At 76.9% G+C, this 18,350-nt stretch carries 14 protein-coding genes and 1 other RNA gene; 6 read left to right on the top strand and 9 right to left on the bottom strand.

Going from position 1 to position 18,350, the window contains the following annotated elements; translation table 11 throughout:
* Nucleotides 1–52: 52 nt before the first annotated feature.
* The 5 genes from ABT014_RS03875 to lanL all read right to left on the bottom strand — a co-directional run bounded on the left by ABT014_RS03875 (nt 53) and on the right by lanL (nt 8,731).
* Nucleotides 53–1,843 carry an ATP-binding cassette domain-containing protein gene (locus ABT014_RS03875; protein WP_350636714.1) on the bottom strand — a complete coding sequence of 597 codons (1,791 nt, stop codon included), beginning with the start codon at nt 1,841–1,843 and terminating at the stop codon, nt 53–55.
* Nucleotides 1,840–3,471: an ATP-binding cassette domain-containing protein gene (locus ABT014_RS03870; RefSeq protein WP_350636712.1), complete on the bottom strand. Its 1,632-nt coding sequence runs from the start codon at nt 3,469–3,471 to the stop codon at nt 1,840–1,842. The genes ABT014_RS03875 and ABT014_RS03870 overlap by 4 nt, the downstream gene beginning before the upstream one ends.
* A gap of 155 nt (nt 3,472–3,626) precedes the next feature.
* The gene (locus ABT014_RS03865; RefSeq protein ID WP_350636710.1) at nt 3,627–3,770 is read right to left on the bottom strand and encodes a VenA family class IV lanthipeptide; all 144 of its coding nucleotides are present in this window, start codon (nt 3,768–3,770) and stop codon (nt 3,627–3,629) included.
* Nucleotides 3,771–3,906: 136 nt separating this feature from the next.
* Nucleotides 3,907–5,907 carry an alpha/beta hydrolase family protein gene (locus ABT014_RS03860; RefSeq protein ID WP_350636708.1) on the bottom strand — a complete coding sequence of 667 codons (2,001 nt, stop codon included), beginning with the start codon at nt 5,905–5,907 and terminating at the stop codon, nt 3,907–3,909.
* 91 nt (nt 5,908–5,998) lie between these two features.
* The gene (lanL, locus tag ABT014_RS03855; protein WP_350636706.1) at nt 5,999–8,731 is read right to left on the bottom strand and encodes a class IV lanthionine synthetase LanL; all 2,733 of its coding nucleotides are present in this window, start codon (nt 8,729–8,731) and stop codon (nt 5,999–6,001) included.
* Nucleotides 8,732–9,192: 461 nt separating this feature from the next.
* Between lanL and ABT014_RS03850 the strand changes: the two genes are divergently transcribed.
* The 3 genes from ABT014_RS03850 to ABT014_RS03840 all read left to right on the top strand — a co-directional run bounded on the left by ABT014_RS03850 (nt 9,193) and on the right by ABT014_RS03840 (nt 12,009).
* Complete coding sequence (locus ABT014_RS03850) at nt 9,193–10,029, top strand: Nif3-like dinuclear metal center hexameric protein (RefSeq protein WP_350636703.1); 837 nt, start codon at nt 9,193–9,195, stop codon at nt 10,027–10,029.
* 77 nt (nt 10,030–10,106) lie between these two features.
* Nucleotides 10,107–10,850 carry a zinc ribbon domain-containing protein gene (locus tag ABT014_RS03845; RefSeq protein ID WP_350636701.1) on the top strand — a complete coding sequence of 248 codons (744 nt, stop codon included), beginning with the start codon at nt 10,107–10,109 and terminating at the stop codon, nt 10,848–10,850.
* 4 nt (nt 10,851–10,854) lie between these two features.
* Complete coding sequence (locus ABT014_RS03840; RefSeq protein WP_350636699.1) at nt 10,855–12,009, top strand: bifunctional RNase H/acid phosphatase; 1,155 nt, start codon at nt 10,855–10,857, stop codon at nt 12,007–12,009.
* Nucleotides 12,010–12,074: 65 nt separating this feature from the next.
* On the opposite strand, the gene yaaA is transcribed toward ABT014_RS03840, so the two are convergent.
* Nucleotides 12,075–12,872: a peroxide stress protein YaaA gene (gene yaaA / locus ABT014_RS03835; protein WP_350636697.1), complete on the bottom strand. Its 798-nt coding sequence runs from the start codon at nt 12,870–12,872 to the stop codon at nt 12,075–12,077.
* 178 nt (nt 12,873–13,050) lie between these two features.
* Here yaaA and ABT014_RS03830 point away from each other — a divergent pair, with 178 nt between their 5' ends.
* From ABT014_RS03830 to rnpB, 3 genes are all read left to right on the top strand, one after another.
* The gene (locus ABT014_RS03830) at nt 13,051–14,496 is read left to right on the top strand and encodes an RNB domain-containing ribonuclease (RefSeq protein ID WP_350636695.1); all 1,446 of its coding nucleotides are present in this window, start codon (nt 13,051–13,053) and stop codon (nt 14,494–14,496) included.
* Between the two features lie 52 nt (nt 14,497–14,548).
* Nucleotides 14,549–16,015, top strand: coding sequence for an MFS transporter (locus tag ABT014_RS03825; protein WP_350636693.1), 1,467 nt, complete (start codon nt 14,549–14,551; stop codon nt 16,013–16,015).
* A gap of 13 nt (nt 16,016–16,028) precedes the next feature.
* Nucleotides 16,029–16,430: RNase P RNA component class A (rnpB, locus tag ABT014_RS03820), an RNA gene on the top strand.
* A gap of 213 nt (nt 16,431–16,643) precedes the next feature.
* Here rnpB and ABT014_RS03815 read toward each other — a convergent pair.
* Genes ABT014_RS03815 through ABT014_RS03805 form a run of 3 tightly spaced genes read right to left on the bottom strand, consistent with a single transcriptional unit; the run spans nt 16,644 to nt 18,287 of the window.
* A complete protein-coding gene (locus ABT014_RS03815) occupies nt 16,644–16,847 on the bottom strand; it encodes a hypothetical protein (RefSeq protein WP_350636691.1) in 204 nt (67 codons plus the stop codon).
* Entirely contained in the window at nt 16,844–17,044 is a 201-nt protein-coding gene (locus ABT014_RS03810) for a hypothetical protein (protein ID WP_350636689.1), read from the bottom strand. Before ABT014_RS03810 ends, ABT014_RS03815 begins: the two co-directional genes overlap by 4 nt.
* Before the next feature lie 55 nt (nt 17,045–17,099).
* Entirely contained in the window at nt 17,100–18,287 is a 1,188-nt protein-coding gene (locus tag ABT014_RS03805) for a helix-turn-helix domain-containing protein (RefSeq protein ID WP_350636687.1), read from the bottom strand.
* Between the last annotated feature and the right edge of the window lie 63 nt (nt 18,288–18,350).

The following is an 18,350-nucleotide window of genomic DNA, read 5'->3' as shown; positions in this document are numbered from 1 at the left end:
CGGCCCCGGCGGACGGCGGCGTACCGAACCCTCCGGCGCCCGGACGGCCGGGCTACCGACCGGCCCGCGGCCCGGCGCGGTCCGGGCCGGCCCGCGCCACCGGCGGCCGGGCCGCGGGCGGGGCCGTGCCGAGCCAGTGGCCGACCAGTTCGCGGTAGAGCGGGGAGAGCACCTGGAGGTCGCCGTGCCGGGCCGTCAGAGCGCGGCCGGAGTCGAGCAGCAGCACCCGGTCGGCCCGGATCGCGGAGGCGATCCGGTGCGCCACCACGACCAGCGCGCCCGGCCGCGCGGCGAACGCCCGTTCCACCACCGCCTCGGCCGCCGCGTCCAGGTGGCAGGTCGCCTCGTCCAGCACCACCACGGCGGCGGGGGAGAGGTACGTCCGTACCAGGGCCAGGAGTTGGCGCTCGCCGGCGGAGAGCGCGGCCGGGTCGGCGAGTTCGGCGTCCGGGCCGCCGAGGCGGGCCACCAGTGGCCCGGCGCCCAGCAGCCGGACGGCCCGATCGAGCGCCGCCGGCCCGGCCTCCGGGTCCAGCCAGGTCAGATTGGCCCGGACGGTGCCCGGGAAGAGGTAGGCCTGCTGCGGGACGAGGGCCAGCAGCCGGGCGCGGTCGGGGGCGGCCGGCTCGTGCGGGCGGAGGCCGCCGATCCGTACCTCGCCCGCGTCCGGCACCAGCAGGCCGGCCAGCAGCGCCGCCAGGGTGGACTTGCCGGCGCCGCTCGGGCCGACCACGGCGAGGTGCTCGTCCGGGCCGAGGTCGAGGTCGAGTCCGTCCAGCACCGGCTGTGCGGTGCTGCCGTGGGCGTGCCGCAGCCCGGTGATCCGGATGCCGCCGCCCGCGACGGCACCCGGGACGGGCCCGGGGCCGGGGGCCGGGGCGGGCCGCGGCGCTCCGGTGGCGGCCAGCCGGTCCATCACCACCGAGAGCTCCAGCAGCCAGCCGCCGACCAGCCCGGCCAGGGTCCGCGCCGCGGGCTCCAGCTGCTGCACCAGGTACGCGGCCACGCCGAGCAGTTGGCCGACGCTCAGCCAGTGCTCCCGGAGCAGCCAGGGCGCCGCCAGCAGCACCGCCGGCACCGGCGCCCGGCCGCCCAGCGCGACCGCCAGCGAGCGCAGCGCGGCCGCCCGGCCGAGCGACCGGACGGCGGCGGCCTGCGCCCCGAACGCCTCGTCCAGCTCGGCCCCGACCCGGGGCTGCGCGCCGCCGGCCGTGATGTCCCGCAGCGCGGCGAACGCCCGGCCGCTCTCCGCCGCGACCCGCTCGTCCGCCAGCAGCAGGGCCCGTCGGCGCTGCGCCAGCGGGCCGAGCAGCCGGCCGAACAGCGCGCCGCCGGCCAGCAGCGGGAGCAGCACCAGCGGGAGCACGGGCGGCGCCAGCAGCGCCAGACCCAGCAGCGCGGCCAGCAGCCCGGTGCCCACCCCGTGCAGGGTGCGCAGCAGGGTGCCGGTCAACTGCCGTGCGGACTCGACCTGTTCGGTCAGCCGGGCGACCTCCGCCGGACCGTCGGGGTCGGGGTCGGCGAGCGCGCCGCGCACCACCCGCTCCACCAGGGCGTCGCGCAGCGGCTCGACCACCTCGGCCAGCTGCGGGAAGACCGCCCGGGCGGCGTACGCCCGGGCGGCCAGCGCCACCCCCAGGCCGCCCAGCCACGCGCAGCCGACCAGCGGCCGGCCGGCCAGGAAGCCCCGGTCGGCGGCGGCCGCGATCAGCAGGCCGGACAGCAGCGCGGGCAGCGCCTCCACCACCGACCAGCCGAGTACCCGCAGCAGGGCGGGCCGGTTGCGGTCGAGTTCGGCGAGGAGCAGCGCGCGGCCGGTCGGCGGCGCCTGGTGGCGGCTCACCGGGCGGCCGCCGCGAGCGGGGCGCCGGCGAGCACGGCGCGGTACTCCGGGTCGGCCAGCAGTTCGCCGTGCGGGGCGAGGGCGCGCAGCCGTCCGCCGTCCAGCCAGGCCACCAGGTCGGAGCGGGCGGCGGCCTGGGCCCGGTGTGCCACGACCAGCCTGGTCCGGCCCCGGGTGGACTCGGCCAGCGCCCGGGTCACCTGGTACTCCGTCACGGTGTCCAGGCTGGAGGTGGCGTCGTCCAGCACCACCACCCGGGGCCGCTGGCCGAGCAGCCGGGCCAGCCCGAGGCGTTGCAGCTCGCCGCCGGAGAGCCGGAGCCGGCCGAGCGGGGTGTCCGCGCCGAGCGGCAGCCGGCCGATGAACCCGGCGGCCAGGGCGGCGGCGGTGTCCTCGGGGCCCGCGCCGTCCAGCGCCTCCCGCAGGGTTCGGCCGGCCAGCAGCGGACGCTCGAAGGCGTAGCCGACCGCCCGCCGTCGCTCGGCCGGGCGCAGCGCGCCGACCGGGGCGCCGTCCAGCAGCACCCGTCCGCCGTCGGGGCGGCGCAGTCCGCCGGCCAGCGCCGCCAGCAGCGACTTGCCGGAGCCGGAGCGGCCGACCAGGGCGAGGGTGCTGCCGGGGGCGACGGTGAGGTCGAGCGGGCCGAGCAGCAGCCGCTCGCCGTCCCGGACGCTGACCTGCTCGAAGACCAGCGCGCCCGGCCCGTCCGGCAGGTCGAGGGCGCCGTGGTCCGGCTCGCCCTCGGCCAGCACCTCCTGCACCCGGGCCAGCCCGGCCCGGGCGTGCGCCACTCCGACCAGTGCCTCGACCTGCTCGAAGAAGCCGACCCCGAGCGCGGCCCAGCCGGCCGCCGCCGCCAGCGCGCCGGGCGCCAGCGCACCGGCGGCCACCAGCCGGCCCGCCGTCCCCAGCACCGCCAGCTCGACCGCCGCCACCAGCAGCGTCGCCTGCCACACCGTACGGCGCTGCGCCGTCCACAACGCCCTTCCGGCAGCGCCGAGTTCGGGCAACGCACCGAGCACCCGGGCGGCCTCCCGGTCCTCGGCGCCGGCCGCGTGGATGCTCCGCACGCCGTCCAGCGCCCCGGTCAGCCGGGCCGCCAGCTCGCCCTGCGCCTCCTGGTAGCGCAGGAACGCCCCGCCCGCGGTGCGCAGGAACAGCCGCACCAGCAGCACCCCGGGCACCACCCCGGCGAAGAACGCCAGGGCCAGCCAGGGGGAGAGCAGCCCGAGTCCGGCGACCGCGCCGGCCGAGGTCAGCAGCGCGGTGAAGGCGCCGAGCCGGGCGGGCAGCGCGCCGCCCGCGTCGGCGGCCGAGCCGACCAGCCGGGCCGTCAGGTCGCCTGCCGTCCGGCGCTGCCCGGCCGGGCCGACGGCCAGGACGTGCCGCAGCAGCGCCCTGCGCAGGTCCAGGGTGGTGGCGGCGGCGCAGGCCGGCCCGGCCGCGGCCGCCAGTGCGGCGAACCCGGCCCCGGCGGCCAGCACCACCAGCAGCAGCACGGCGCCCGGCCACAGTTGCCGGCCGGCCGTCACGTCGTCGAGCGCCGCGCCCAGCACACCGGGCAGCGCAAGGGTGGCCGCCGCCTCGGCGGGTACGGCGAGCGCGAGCGAGAGGGTCCGGGCGCGCATCGGTCCTCCTGGGCCTGGCCTGGTCGACGGGGGAAGCGTTCGGGTGGGGTACTGCGGTGGGCGCGGGTACGGCGGTGGGCGCGGGTACGGCGGGGCCGCGTCGTCCCCTTCCCGGGTGGGGACGACGCGGCCCGGTGCCGTGCTGCCTGCTGCTACTAGCTGACGGTGAAGATCAGGCAGGTCAGGATCAGGCAGGTGAACTGGCAGCCGCCGCCGTGGCCGCCCAGCTCGACCGCCTCGGCCTCGGGCAGCTCCTGCAGGGCCGCGAGGTCGGTCTCGAACGCGGTGGTGTACTCCATGATTGGGTCCTCCCCTGGTGATGTGACGCCGGCCGCGGTGGGCGGTCGGCACTGCGGCGGACGGTGTCCACCGCAGGTCGGGCTCCCGGTACCGGCGTGGGCCGGCCCGGGAAGTTCAGGTGCGGGCGGGGCGGGTTCAGCCCGGCCGGCCGGTCCGCAGGAAGCCGGCCAGCAGCTCGTGCAGCACCGCCGCGCCCTCCTCGACCAGCAGCTCGTGCCCGGCCCCGGCCGCCTCGACGTACCGGAAGTCGGCGCCCTCCGCCCGGCCGAGCCGCAGCAGCTCGTGCCGCAGGGTCCGGGACTGGCCGACCGGCACGATCTCGTCCCGGTCGCCGTGCAGGACGAGCAGCGGCGTGGTCAGCCGGTCGGCCAGCCGCAGCACGTCCCGCGGGCCGCGCCCGTCCTGCACCGGCACGTCGCCGCCGAGCCGGGCGGCCAGCGCCCGCACCGGGGCCGACCCCTCGGCGAGCAGCCGGGCACCGGACAGGAACGGGGCGACCACCGCGCAGCGGGCCACCTGGCCCGGCGGGCAGTGCGCCGCGGCCAGCAGCGCCAGGAACGCGCCGTAGCTGACGCCGAACAGCGACGGCGGCTCCAGCCCGAGGGCCGAGCGCTGCCCCGCCACCGCGTCGACCAGGTGCAGGACGTCGTCCAGGTCGGGGCCGCCCCAGGCACCCCGGATGGCGTCGGCGTGCTCGGAGCCGTAGCCGGTCGAGCCGCGCTGGTTGGGCGCGAGCACCGCGAGGCCGTCGGCCGCCATCCGCTGCAGCACCGGGTCGAACTCCAGCCGCCAGGCGTCGGCGGGGCCGCCGTGCAGCGCGATCACCAGCTGAGGGGTGCTCAGCCAGGCGTCGCCGCCGTAGACCACGGCCTCCAGCGGGCCGGTCGGGCCGGCCAGCTCCAGGCTCTGCGCCCGGTGCCAGTGGCCGCCGTCCCCCGGGGTGGCGCTCGCGTCCAGCCGCCAGCCCGCCGGGGTGCCCCGGCTGTGGCGGACCGGGCCGTTCCACGGCTGCCCGGCCGGCGCCCCCGGGCCGGCTCCGGCCAGCGGCGCCAGCTGGAGCGGCAGCGGCACCGCGCTCGGCACGCTGCCGTCCTGGCCCAGCAGCAGGTCCACCTCGACGGTGGCCAGCGCGGCCGGGTGGTCGGGCGCCGAGTACGGCATCCGCAGGCCGGCCGCCGACCAGTCGCCGACCGCGCCGAGCCGCCCGGGTGGCACCGGTACCGGGTCAAGCCGGCCGCTGCCGGGCTGCCAGAGCGCCAGCGCGGAGCCGGCACCGCGGTCGATCTGCAGCGCCACCCGCAACCCGTCCGGCTGCTCGGCCCGCCGGGGCGCGAGGGCGATCGGGCGCAGGAACATCCCTGGGACGTGCAGGCAGTCCGGGAAGCGGACCGGTTCGGCGCCGCCGATCACACCCCAGCCGAGCCGGTCGGCGCCCGGTGCGTCGCTGCGCACCATGCCGAAGCGGGTGTCCGGGTCGAACAGCACCAGCCGGTCGTTGCTGGTCTCGCTTATCTCCAGCAGCGGTGTGGTGCAGCCGAGTTCGAGGTCGAGCACGACGGACTTGACGGTGCCGGCGGCCACCCGGTCCAGGGCCAGCAGCCGGCCGGCCCGGTCCAGCCAGACGCCGCCGCCGTGCAGGCCGGGAAGTTCGGCGATCTGGGCCGGCGCCGACCCGTCCGCGGCGATCAGCCAGACCGTGGTGACCGGCCGGGTGTCGGTGCCGAGCGCGACCGCGACCGGCAGGTCGGGCCGGGCGCCGGCCGGCACCCCCGGCAGCGGCAGCAGGCGCAGCCCCGGCAGCCGCAGGTGGGCGAGTTCCCGCTCCTCGGCCGTGCCGCCGCCGGGTGCCTGCCCGAGCAGCACCAGGGCGTGCCGGTCGCCGTCGTGCCGGCAGGCCAGCACCCGGCCGTCCGGCAGCGCGACCAGCTGGGAGCGCAGGTCCTCCGAGCGTTTGCCGGGGAGCGTCAGCGCGGTCGGCTCGGCGGGCCCGTGGGCCGGCAGCCGCCAGCTCTCCGGGTACCAGCCGCCGTCGGCGCCGGCCGCCAGGCAGGCGGCGTGCGAGCCGTCGGCCGCGAAGGTGAAGCTGAGGCGGCGCAGGGCCCGCTGGGCGCCGGTCCGGGTGGTGGTGCCGCTCATCGGTGGTTCACCTCCTGCTCGGGGTGGCCCTGGTGGGGGCCGGTCCGTCGGGTTGTCGGGTCTGTCGAAGGACGGGGCGAGGTGGGGTGCGTCAGGTCCGGCCGGTGGTCCAGGGCCGCGGGTCGACCCAGCTGCGCGGCCCGCCGTGCCGCAGCCGCAGCAGGAAGGCCAGCGCCCCCGCGGTGCCGGTGCCGTACCCGGCGGCGCAGCCCGTTCCGGTCTCGTCCGGGAGCACCAGCAGGCCGTCGACCAGGGCGGACCGGGCCGCGATCAGCTCGGCGAGCTGCTCGGCGCCGGCGCGGAAGCGCTCCTCGCCGGTGGCCTCGGCCAGGTCGAGCAGGTACTCGCCGTTCCCGGCCAGGCCGTGGCAGGCGCAGACGCCGCTGTGCCAGCGGTCGGCGAGCACCGCCTCGCCGGCGGCCAGCGCCAGGCGGTGCGCGGCCGGGTCGCCGGTGGCCCGCCAGTACCGGACCAGGAAGCTGCCGACCCCCGAGGCGCCGCTGCACCAGTGCGCCAGCCGGACCCGGTCCGGGTCGCCGGCGCTCTGCGGCCACCAGGCCCCGTCGCGCTCCGGCCGGGCGGTCGCACCGAGCGTCGCGGCGGCCCGCCGGGCGCCGTCCAGGAAGGTGTCGTCGCCGGTGGCCCCGGCGGCGGCGAGCAGGAAGGCCCCCACACCGGCCACCCCGTGGGCGTAGCCGAGGTGCACGGCGCCGGCCAGCGAGGAGTCGAAGTCGGCGGGCACCGGCCAGACCGTGCCGTACGGCTCCGGGCGGGCGGCGGCCAGCAGGGCCCGGGCGCACTGTCCGGCCCGCTCCAGGAACTCCGGTGCCCCGGTGGCGTGGTGGGCGCGCAGCTGGAGGAAGCCGGCACCGGCGGCGCCGTGGCAGACGTCGGGGTTGGGCCACTCGACCGGCACCCGGCGGGCGAGTGCGGCGGCCCGGTCGGCGAGCGCCGGGTCGGCGAGCACCTCGGCGGCGTCCAGCAGTGCCCAGGCGGCGCCGGAGCGGCCGAAGTGCAGGCCGGGCAGGACCACCGGTTCGGCGGCGCAGCGCCGTTCGATCCAGCCGGCGGCGACCCGGACGCTGTCCAGGGCGGCCGTGCGGGCGCCGGCGGACAGCGGGGCGGCGGCCGCCCGGGCCAGCAGGGCGAGCACGCCGGCGGCGCCGTGCTGGACGTTGCACGGGTCGGTCAGCTGGCCGGCCGGGACGGCGGGCCACAGCCGGTCGCGGCGCTGCGGGGTGGCGGTCCGGGCGAGGTGGTGCAGCCCGTCGTCGAGCAGCCGCGCCAGGTCGTGGCCGCCGGGCCCGGGGGCGGGCAGCGGTTCGACACCGAGCGCCGCGCGGACCTCGGCGAGCGACGGGCGCTCCGACGGCTGCTCCGCCCGCAGGGCCTCCACCACGGGGGCCAGCCGGCGGGCGGTCACGCCCTCGCGGCCGGCCAGCGCCAGCCAGCGGCCGAGCCGCTCCCGCACCGGGCGGGCCTGCGGCAGGTCCTCCGGCAGCAGCGGGTCGTGGCCGGTGGCGAGCAGGAAGAACAGGCCGCCGAGCGCGTACAGGTCGGCGCTGGGCTCGGTGCGGACGATCCGCCGCAGGTGGTGGTGCTCGGGGGCGCGGTAGCCGGGGGTGCCGGCCGAGCCGGCGACGGTGCCGGCCTCGGTGGCCAGCTCCAGGTCGACCAGCCGCAGTTCGCCGTCCGGCCGGACCATCACGTTGCCGGGGGAGAGGTCGCGCAGCACCAGCCGCTGCTCGTGCACCCGCGCCAGCAGGTCGGTCAGGGCCAGCGCCATCGGGCCGGCCTCGGCCCAGGGCACGTCCGGGGTGCCGTCCCGGCGCAGCCGCGCCGCCACCCAGCTGCCGAGCGGCTGGCCGGGGACGCGTTCCTGCACCAGGTAGAGCGAGTCGTCCTGCTCGATCAGCTCCAGCGGGCGCGGGGTGAGCCGCTGCCCGTCGAGCCGCTCCAGCAGGCGCGCCTCGTGCCGCAGCGCCGTCCTGGCGTCGGTGCCCGAGCGGTCGACCTCGATGTACCCGCGGGCCTGCTTGACCACCACCTCTTCCTCGGTGACGGTGTCCCGCCCGAGGAACACCCCGCCCTTGGCGCCGTGCCGGACGGCGGCGGTCAGCGCGTACCGGCCGCCCAGCAGCACCCCGCCCGCCCGGCGCGCGGCGGGCCTGGCCGACCCCCTCCCCTCGACGGGGTCGACCGCCCACGGCGGGGAGCGGAAGCCCGCGGTGCGCACGTCCTCGGCGGCGGCCCCGCCGGGGCCGCGCAGCATCGAGCGGTAGGCGCCGTCGTTGCCCAGCTCGGCGCGGCCGGCGAAGGCGCCGTACCGGTAGTGCACCCGGCTGCCCGGTGCGTACGGCCGGTCGGAGAGCACCACCGGGCCGGGCAGTCCGAGCGTGGCGGCGTGGAGTTCCCCGGCGAGTCGGCGGAATTGTTCGTCGCCCTGCGGATAGACCGTGATGAATTTCCCGGACGAGCCGCGGTCGCTGTTCCGGGAATTGACCTGCCGGAGCTTTTCCAGGTCGGCCGCGAATTTGAACGCGCAGGGATCTGCGGCGATCGCGGCGGTGACCGCGGCGAGCACCTCGGCCGCCGCCTCGGTGGCCGCGCTGACGTGCAGCTTCCAGCCCTGCTCCGGTATCTCCAGGCCGGGCGGCCGGACCGTGCACCACAGGCCGTCGACGGCGGTAAGCCAGCCGCCGTCGCCTCCCCGGCCCCCGGTGCCGGCCACGGCCGCCCGAACCAGCTCCACCAACGCGCCCTGCGGCCCGTCGTCGACCGACCCCGGCCCCCCGGCCGTACGCAGCGGTGTGCCCGCCCCCATCTGCTTCACACCCCTTCGTCGTCCCCGAGCCGGTGCCGCGGTGCGCGGCCCGGCCCGGCCGGCCCTCGCCGGTCGGTCTGTGGAGGACGGGAGCCGCCCCGGCCGCTCCGCCGGCCCGCCGCATTCACCGGTGCCGATTTCCGGCGGCCGGTCAGGGATTCGGGCAATTCGGCGGGGCGTCCTTTTCCCGACCCCCCGGGTCGGGACAGCTCCCGTTCGCATCGCCGAAGTTACTTTCGGAAACACCGGTGACTCAACGCCCACCGGGTCACTTCACTCGTAAGGGTGATCTAGATCGGTTTTCGAATACCTGCGGCCCCCGGTCTGTGGGCCGGTACCGCCCGGCCCACCCGCCCCCCGGCGACCGCCCCCGGCCCCGCCGGTCCCGCGCGCGCCGGTTGACGAGCAGCTGTACGGGTTGCCGGGCCTGGGCCGCCCGCGCTTCGCGGTAGTCTCGACAGGTGCCGAAACTGTCCGACGTCATCACCGTGCTCGAAGAGGTCTACCCGCCCGAGTGGGCGGAGTCCTGGGACGCCGTCGGGCTGGTCTGCGGCGACCCCGACGCCGAGGTCGAGCGCGTGCTGTTCGCCGTCGACCCGGTGCAGGCCGTGCTGGACGAAGCGGTCGACTGGGGCGCCGACCTGGTCGTCACCCACCACCCCCTCTACCTGCGCGGCACCACCAGCGTCGCCGCGACCGGGTTCAAGGGCCGGGTGGTGCACGGGCTGATCCGGGCCGGGATCGCGCTGCACGTCGCGCACACCAACGCCGACCACGCCGACCCCGGGGTCTCCGACGCGCTCGCCGACGCCGTCGGCCTGCGGGTCACCGGCCCGCTGGTGCCGGACCCGACCGACCCCGAGGGCCGCCGCGGCAGCGGCCGGATCGGCCTGCTGGAGCCCCCGCTGCCGCTGTCCGCGTTCGCGGCGCAGGTCGCCGACGGGCTGCCGGCCACCGCCGCGGGCGTCCGGGTGGCGGGCGACCCGGACCGGTTGATCTCCCGGGTCGCGGTCTGCGGCGGCTCCGGCGACAGCTTCCTGGCCGAGGCCCGGGCGGCCGGGGTGGACGCCTACCTCACCGCCGACCTGCGCCACCACCCCGCCTCGGAGGCCACCGAGGCCGCCCCGGTCGCCCTGCTCGACGCCGCGCACTGGGCCACCGAGTGGCCCTGGCTCACCCTGGCCGCCGGCGAGCTGCTCACCGCGGCCGACCGCTACGGCTGGGCGCTGGAGGCCAGGGTCTCCACCCTGGTCACCGACCCGTGGACGGCGCACGCGCCGATGCCGTTCACCCCCTGACACCCCATGACGCGGCCCGGCCGCCGTCACCACCCGACCGCGTCACCAGCTGACCGAACGACACAGGAGTCCCCCGCTTGAACGCCGCGCCCGCCGACCAGATCCGCCTGCTCGACCTGCAGGCCATCGACTCCCGCCTGGACCAGCTGGCCCACCGTCGCCGCACCCTGCCCGAGCACGCCGAGATCGACAAGGCCGGGGCCGACCACACCGCGCTCAAGGACCTGGTGGTCGCCGCCCAGGCCCAGCTCGGCGACACCACCCGCGAGCAGGTGAAGGCCGAGCAGGACGTGGAGCAGGTCCGCTCCCGCGCCGCCCGCAACCAGCAGCGGATGGACTCCGGCAGCGTCACCTCCCCCCGCGACCTGGAGAACCTCCAGCACGAGACCACCTCGCTGGCCAAGCGCCAGGGCGACCTGGAGGACGTCGTCCTGGAGGTCATGGAGCGGCTGGAGTCCGCCGAGACCCGGGTGACCGAGCTGACGGCCCGCCTGGAGCACGCCTCCGTGGTCCTCAAGGAGGCCGAGGGCCGCCGGGACGCCGCGTTCACCGAGATCGACGCGGACGTGGCCAAGGTGCAGCGCGACCGCGAGGTGGTCGCCGCCGCCGTCCCCGCCGACCTGCTGAAGCTCTACGTCCGGCTGCGCGAGCAGCAGGGCGGCGTCGGCGCGGCCCGGCTCTACCAGCGCCGCTGCGAGGGCTGCCGGGTCGAGTTCGCGGTCTCCGACCTGAACGCGATCAAGGCCGAGCCGGCCGACGCGGTGCTGCGCTGCGACAACTGCGGCCGGATCCTGGTCCGCACCGCCGAGTCGGGCGTCTGACCGGGTGGCCCCCCGCAAGCTCATCGTGGAGGCCGACGGCGGCTCCCGGGGCAACCCGGGCCCGGCCGGCTACGGCGCGGTGGTCCGCGACGGCGACACCGGCCTGATCGTCGCCGAGGCCGCCGAGTTCATCGGGCGGGCCACCAACAACGTCGCCGAGTACCGGGGCCTGATCGCCGGCCTGCGGGCCGCCCGCGAGCTGGACCCGGACGCCGAGGTCGACGTCCGGATGGACTCCAAGCTGGTGGTCGAGCAGATGTCCGGCCGCTGGAAGATCAAGCACCCGGACATGCAGCCGCTGGCCGCCGAGGCCCGCACGGTGCTGCCGCGCTCCCGGGTCAGCTACCGCTGGATCCCGCGCGAGCAGAACAAGGACGCCGACCGGCTGGCCAACGAGGCGATGGACGCGGGCCAGGCCGGCCGCGCCTGGGAGCCCCGGGCCCGACCGGCCGCGGCGCAGGTCACGGAGGTGGCCGCGGAGCCGCTCGCCGCGCCGGCCGCGCCCAAGGCCGGCTGGGCCGCGCCCGCCGACCTCGGCACCCCGACCACCTTCGTGCTGCTCCGGCACGGCGAGACCCCGCTCACCCCGGAGAAGCGGTTCTCCGGCAGCGGCGGCAGCGACCCGGCGCTCTCCGAGAAGGGCCGCTGGCAGGCCGAGCGGGCCGCCGAGGCGTTCGCCGCCCGCGGCACCGTCGAGGCCGTGGTCAGCTCCCCGATGCGGCGCACCCGGGAGACCGCCGGGGCGGTCGCGGCCCGGCTCGGCCTGGAGGTCCGGATCGAGGAGGGCCTGCGCGAGCTCGACTTCGGCGCCTGGGAGGGGCTGAGCTTCGCCGAGGTCCAGCAGAAGTACCCGCAGGACCTGGACGCCTGGCTCGGCTCGGCGAAGGCCAGGCCGACCGGCGGCAGCGAGAGCTTCACCAACCTCACCCACCGGGTCGGGGTGGCCCGGGACAAGATCCTGGCCCGCTACCCCGGCCGGACGGTGCTGGTGGTCTCGCACGTCAGCCCGATCAAGACCCTGGTCCGGCTGGCGCTCGGCGCCCCGCCCGACTCGGTCTACCGGATGGAACTGTCGGCCGCCTCGCTGTGCGCCGTGCAGTACTACCGCGACGGCAACGCCTCGGTGCGGCTCCTCAACGACACCTCCCACCTGCGCTGACGGCACCCGCGCCGCCCCGGCGTCGCCGACGCCGGCCTGCGGCGCGGGTGGCCCGCGCCCCGGTGTCAGTGGATCTCGGCGACCACCACGTCGAGCTGCCACGGCTTGCGCACGGTGCCCCGCGCGGCCACCTCCACCCGGTGGCCGAGCCCGGTCAGCGCCTCCACCAGCTCGCCCGGCGAACCGGGCTCCAGCCCCGCCGTGAGCAGGTCGCGCACCAGCCGCCCCTTGGTCGCCTTGTTGAAGTGGCTCACCACCGAGCGCTTCACCGCACCGTCCACCACGCGCTCGTGCAGCACCCGCACGGTCGCCGTCCGGGCCGCCACCTCACCGGCCGGCTTCCAGGCTGCCGCGTACGCCGAACTGCGCAGGTCCAGCACCAGCCCGTCCGCGACCGCGGGGAGCACGTCGGCCGTCGCACCCCGCCAGTACGCCCCGAGCGCCCCCAGCGGCGGCAGCTTCACGCCCATCGAGCACCGGTACGGCGGGATCCGGTCACCGATCCGCACCGCGCCCCACAGGCCCGAGAACACCAGCAGCGAGCGCTCGGCCAGCGCGTACGCCGCCTCGTCCAGCTTGGCCAGCCCCAGGCTGTCGAAGAGCACGCCGGTGTAGACCTCGCCGGCGGGCAGCGCCCCGGCGGTGCGCAGCCCGGCGTCCCGCTCCACCTCGCCGGCCAGCCCCGGGCTCAGCCCGAGCACCTCGCGGGCCCGCTCCCGGTCGCCCGAGCAGAGCTCCACCAGCGCGTCCAGCACGGCCGCCCGCGCGCCGGTCAACTCCGGCAGCGAGAGCGAACCCAGCTCGACCGGCGCCCCGACCACGGAAGCGGCCTTCCCCTCCGACGGCGGCAGCAGGACCAGCACGTGACACCCCTCAACAGTTTGTGGCAGACAACCCCGCCACTCTACGCGGCCGGCCACCGCCACCGGCCCGGCGTCGTCCGGCGCCGGCACCGGCCACCCGGCCAATCCCCTTTCGCCACACCCGCCTTACCGGTCGATCCAGCGCGCCGGGCGGCCGTCCCCGCCGTACGCTGCGACCATGCCGCGTCGACACCTGAGGGTCCGGGCCGCAGAGACCGCCCGGATCAACACCGAGCTGGCCGAGCTGCGCAGCCGGCTGGAGATCCGCACCGAGTGGCCCGCCGCCGTGCTGGCCGAGGCCGAGCGGACGGCCTCGCTGCCCCGGCTGCCCGAGCTGGACGCGACCGACCTGGAGCTGTTCACCCTCGACCCGCCCGGCTCGCTCGACCTCGACCAGGCCATGCACCTGGCCCGGCGCGGCAGCGGCTACCGGGTCCACTACGCCATCGCCGACGTGGCCGCCTTCGTCACCCCCGGCGGCGCCGTCGACGCCGAGGCGCACCGCCGGGTCCAGACCCTGTACTTCCCCGACCGCAACGTCCCGCTGCACCCCGCCCGGCTCTCCGAGGGCGCCGCCAGCCTGCTGCCCGGCGAGCGCCGGCCCGCGCTGCTGTGGCAGCTCGACCTCGACGCCGACGGCGCGGTGCTGCTCGCCGACGTCCGCCGGGCCCAGGTCCGCTCGCACCGCCGGCTGGAGTACGCCGGGGTCCAGCGGGCCGTCGACGCCGGCACCGCCGACCCGCAGCTCGCCCTGCTCGCCGAGGTCGGCCGGCTGCGCGAGGCCCAGGAGCAGGCCCGGGGCGGGATCAGCCTGCCGCTGCCCGAGCAGGAGGTCGAGACCGCCGACGGCGGCTACCGGCTCGCCTACCGCGCGCCGCTGCCCGCCGACGGCTGGAACGCCCAGATCTCCCTGCTCACCGGCATGGCCGCGGCCGAACTCATGCTGGACGCCGGGGTCGGCCTGCTGCGCACCCTGCCGGCCGCCCCCGAGTCCGCGTACGCCCGGCTGCGCCGGGTCGCCCGGGCGCTGCACGTCGACTGGCCGGACACCATGCCCTACCCGGAGATGATCCGCTCGCTCGACCCGGCCAGGACCGCCGACGCCGCCTTCCTCAACGAGTGCACCGGCCTGCTGCGCGGCGCCGGCTACCGGGCCTTCGACGTGGCCCGCGGCGTCCGGCCGCCCGCCGACCCGGGCCACGCCGCGCTCGCCGCCCCGTACGCGCACTGCACGGCGCCGCTGCGGCGGCTCGGCGACCGGTACGCGCAGGAGATCTGCGCGGCGGTCGCGGGCGGCGCGGACGTCCCGGGCTGGGTGCAGGAGGCGCTGGCCGCGGTGCCCGCGCTGATGGAGGGCGGGGACCGGCGGGCGCACGAGGTGGAGCGGGCCTGCGTCGACCTGGTCGAGGCGGAGCTGCTGCGCGGACGGGTGGGGGAGGACTTCGAGGCGGTGGTGATCGACGTGGACGAGCGCCGGCCGCACCTGGGCACCGTGCAGCTGCGCGAGCCGGCGGTGGTGGCCAAGTGTGACGGCGGGGGGCGGTTGCCGCTCGGCGAGCGGATCCGGGTCCGGTTGACGGTGGCCGATCCGACGACCCGGACGGTACGGTTCGCGCCGGTCTGAGCCGTCCGGGCGGTCCTCGCCGCCGGCCCGCGGCCGGTGCGATGATCGTCCCGTGAGTACACGGAGTGTGGTGCCGGACCGCGGGCGCCGGGTGCTGATCCTGGCGATCTGCTGCCTGAGCCTGTTCATCGTCGGGCTGGACAACACGGTGGTGAACATCGCGCTGCCGTCCATCCAGCAGGACCTGGACGCGCCGACCTCGGGCCTGCAGTGGATCATCGACGCCTACACCCTGGTGCTCGCCTCGCTGCTGATGCTCTCCGGCTCGGTGGCCGACCGGGTCGGCCGGCGCCGGATCTTCCTGACCGGGCTGCTGGTGTTCGTGCTCGGGTCGCTGCTGTGCAGCCTGGCGCCCGGTCTGGGCTGGCTGATCGGCTTCCGGGCGCTGCAGGCGGTCGGCGGCTCGATGCTCAACCCGGTCGCGATGAGCATCATCACCAACACCTTCACCGATCGGCGCGAGCGGGCCCAGGCGATCGGGATCTGGGGCGGGGTGGTCGGGATCAGCATGGCGCTCGGGCCGCTGATCGGCGGCGCGCTGGTGCAGAGCGCCGGCTGGCCGTCGATCTTCCTGATCAACATTCCGGTCGGGCTCGTCGCCGCCGTGCTGACCTGGCGCTACGTCCCGGAGTCGCGGGCCCCGAAGCCGCGCCGGCCGGACCCGGTCGGCCAGGTGCTGATGCTGGTCATGCTCGGCGCCGGCACCGCAGCGATCATCGAGGGGCCGGGGCACGGCTGGACCTCGCCCGGGATCCTGCTGCTGGGCTCGCTGGCGCTGGTCGCGCTGGTGCTCTTCCCGCTCTGGGAGCGCCGGGTGGCGGAGCCGCTGATCGACCCCCGGTTCTTCCGCAGCGTCCCGTTCACCGGCGCCACCGTCACCGCGGTCTGCGCGTTCGCCTCGCTCGGCGGCTTCCTCTTCCTCAACACCCTGTACCTGCAACAGGTCCGGGGCTACTCGCCGGTCCAGGCCGGGCTGTGGACGCTGCCGATGGCGGGCCTCACCCTGGTCGCGGCACCCGTCTCCGGGCGGATCGTGGGGCGGCGCGGACCGCGGCTGCCGCTGCTCGTCGCGGGGGTGGCGATGGCCGCCAGCGGCGTCCTGCTCACCGGGCTGGCCGCGGACTCGTCGGGGGGCCTGCTGATCACCGCGTACGCGCTGTTCGGGCTCGGCTTCGGGCTGGTCAACGCGCCCATCACCAACGCGGCGGTGTCCGGCATGCCGCTGGCCCAGGCCGGGGTGGCGGCCGCCGTCGCCTCCACCAGCCGCCAGATCGGGCAGTCGCTGGGCGTCGCGGTGATCGGCACCGTGGTCACCTCGGTGGCCGCGGCGGGGACGGCGGGGTACACCGAGGCCACCCACCGGGGCTGGTGGATCATCGTCGTGCTCGGGGTGGTGATCACCCTGCTCGGCCTGCTGACCAGCACCGCCTGGGCGACCGGCACCGCGGCCCGGGTGGCCGCGCGGCTCGATCCGCCCCGGGTGCCCGTCCAGGGGAGCGCCGGCGAACCGCTACGATGACCACTACGGCGGACGAGCCGGCCGGGCGGCCGCGTCGGGCACCTTCGGGGGCCCGCCGAGGAACGTCCGGGCTCCACAGAGCAGGGTGGTGGGTAACGCCCACCCGGGGTGACCCGCGGGACAGTGCCACAGAAAACAGACCGCCTGCGGCTCCGGCCGCAGGTAAGGGTGAAACGGTGGTGTAAGAGACCACCAGCGACCGAGGTGACTCGGCCGGCTAGGTAAACCCCACCCGGAGCAAGGTCAAGATCGGTGCCCTCGGGCGCCGTGCGCGGATGTTCGAGGGCTGCTCGCCCGAGTCCGCGGGTAGACCGCACGAGGCTGCCGGCAACGGCAGCCCTAGATGGATGGCCGCCTCCCCGGGCCGCGCGAGCAGCCAGGGAGACAGAACCCGGCGTACAGGCCGACTCGTCCGCCGCCCACTTCGCCGACCAGCGGGTGGGCGGCATCGTGCCTGTGACCCGTTCCGATGCAGTGGGACTGCTGGAGAAGGACCGTCACCGCTACGAAGCGGGTGGATTTCTATGTCGCCGCTTCGGACCGCCGCTCCCTACGGATTCCCGACTTCTCCGGCGGCCTCGGCGGGCTCGTATCTCGCGTGTCGTACCCGGAGTCCTTCGGCTGTGGCTCAGGCACCGAGCACCGCCGTCTCGCCCAGGTACCGCAACCGCGCTGCATGGCCCTGCGCGGTCTCCCGGATCCCGAAGGTCAGCACCTCGCCCTCCTCGCTCTCCGCCCACAGCCCGGTCACCCGGTCGAGGACCACCCACAGCTCGCGACCCATGCCGTCCGCCGGCAACTGCATCACCTCGTAGCGACCGGCCTCCCTCACCGCTCCAGCTCCACGTGTTCCGTGCAGGCCACGATGTCCCACCGGCGGACAACGCCCTCGCCGACCCGGGTCTCCACCGTTCCGGCCGGGTGCAGCGGAGGTTCGGCCGAGCCGCAGACGAAGCACACTTCGCCGTGCAGGCGGGTCGGGTCGACACCCTCGACGATACGCAGGTCAGGCCTGCTGTTCTCTGCCATGCCGTCATCGTCCCTGTCGCGAACCTCCGGAAGTGCCCCAGCCAGGGGCACTTCCTCAGACAGCCTTGACCCACCGCGCGTACGCGAGCAGTTGGTGGTCCCGGCCTCGGTCGAGCCGGACCAACGCGGCGAGTTCGGCCCGGACCTGTCCGTGCTCCCGAACGTGCTGCGGCGCGATGGTCCGGGCCGTCCGAAGAGAGTCGAGGGCGTCCCGGCGGCGGCCGAGCTGCATCTGCGCGCGGCCCAGATCGATGTAGTAGTGCGAGCGGCGCTCGGCCGGCAGGCTCAGGGGAGGTGACCAGGTGCTGGCCGCGCCAACCGCCGCCCCGAGGTCCCGAGGGTCGCCGAGCTCGACCGCCACGGACAGCCTGTGGATCTGAAGAGAGTCCGGGCCGACCGCTGTTCCGTCGTAGAGCCGCTCCGGCAGTGCGGCGGCGAGGCGGCCGGCCTCGGCAAGGTGGTCACGGGCGGCGGTCCGGTCCCCCATGCGGCCGGCCACGACGGCGGCCCGCATGTGCAGGGCGGCGGATGCTGCGGCCAGTCGTGGGGTGCGTGGCGGCGGGACCCGATCGGCAGCTTGGCGGAGGGCCCGGAGTCCGGTGGCGAGCTGTCCACTCGCGAAGTAGATCTCGGTCCGGACATAAGCCGCGGCAGCGGCCAGCGCCGGGTCGCCGGCGGTCCTGCTGGCCCAGCGCATCAGCTCCACCAGCCGGCCGGAGAGGTCGACGTGGCCGTACTTGTAGGCCACCGCGTCCGCGCTCCGGACCGCGAGGGCCAACAGGTGGGCGGCCCGCTGCCGCTCGGCGCCGGCGGCCTGGTCGACCGCCCGGAAAAGCTCGCCGAGCAGCGCCGGGGTGCCCTCCGCCAGGTGCACGTACTCGCTGTCGACCCGGTCCTGCACCGTGGCGTGCACAGCGGCGGCGAGCGCCCGGTACGGGCGGACCGGGCCGTCGTCGGGCAGGTCGTACGAGGCGATGGCATCCCGGATGGCGGGGATGGCGCGGTGCACCCTGCTGTTGGTGCGGCCGGGCCCGCCGAGCAGCTCCTCCGGGGGCGTGCGGAGCACCCGCGCGAGCGCCTCCAGGACGGCGTCGCCGGGGGTGCGTTCGCCGGCTTCCACCTTGCGGAGCATGCCGAGGCTGACGCCGGACGCCTCGACGACCTCGCGGCGCGTCAAGCCGGCTGCTGCTCGGGCAGTTTGGATGCGGATCCCGAGATGTGCAGCGCTGTTCCGGGGCACCATGGACTCTCCGTTCCGTGCGACCACTCGGAACGCTAGCGCCTCGCAACTACGCCGCGGGACGGC

The sequence above is a fragment of the Kitasatospora sp. NPDC094015 genome, assembly GCF_040304075.1.
GTDB lineage: Bacteria > Actinomycetota > Actinomycetes > Streptomycetales > Streptomycetaceae > Kitasatospora.
Note: the sequence above shows the minus strand (reverse complement) of the source record. Positions and strands in the feature narration are given on the sequence as shown.